The following is a 593-nucleotide window of genomic DNA, read 5'->3' as shown; positions in this document are numbered from 1 at the left end:
AAGACCAACGAGACCAAGAAGGACCGCGCCCGCCGGCTGCAGGCCCTGGCCGCCCTCAATCCCGGCGCCCGCGAAAGCCGCATCCTGTCGGTCGAGCAGGCGCTGATCGCCGGCGAGGCCGCCCAGGCCCGGCTGGCCGCCGGCGCCCTGACGCAGGAGCCGCCGACCGCGCGGCTGTGCGGCCTGATGGCCCGGCTGGCCTACGCCCTGGGCCAGGCCGACGAGGCCCGCGCCTGGATGGTGCGCGCCGTCGGCGCCCCGCAGGAGGCCGACTGGTCCGACCTCGACCCCGAGGGCCAGGCCTTCGCCTACGCCCCGGCCGACTGGGCGCGGCTGGTCTCGACCTACGCCGAGACCGGCGAGCTGATCCATCCGCGCTTCGAGCGGCGCGAGCGGGTGATGACCGAGCTGCCCGAACTGCCGGTGTCCTACGAGGATTCCGCCCGCTTCGTCAGCGCCGAAGAGATCGGCGCCGACCTGCTGCTGATCCCCGACGATCCGGGCCCCTATGGCGACGCCCTCCAGGCCGCCGCCCCGCCGGAGCCGGAGCCCCCGCCCGCCCGCCGCGCCACTGGCGCACGCCGACGCTTGGC

Annotated in this window: 1 protein-coding gene; it reads left to right on the top strand. The window is 76.4% G+C overall.

Annotated features, from left to right (window positions below; all coding sequences use genetic code 11):
• Nucleotides 1-593: hypothetical protein (locus tag D1614_RS25865; RefSeq protein ID WP_206610180.1), on the top strand; the 593-nt coding region annotated here is incomplete at both ends.

This window comes from Maribellus luteus (genome assembly GCF_003576475.1).
Taxonomy (GTDB): Bacteria; Bacteroidota; Bacteroidia; order Bacteroidales; family Prolixibacteraceae; genus Draconibacterium; species Draconibacterium luteum.
Note: the sequence above shows the minus strand (reverse complement) of the source record. Positions and strands in the feature narration are given on the sequence as shown.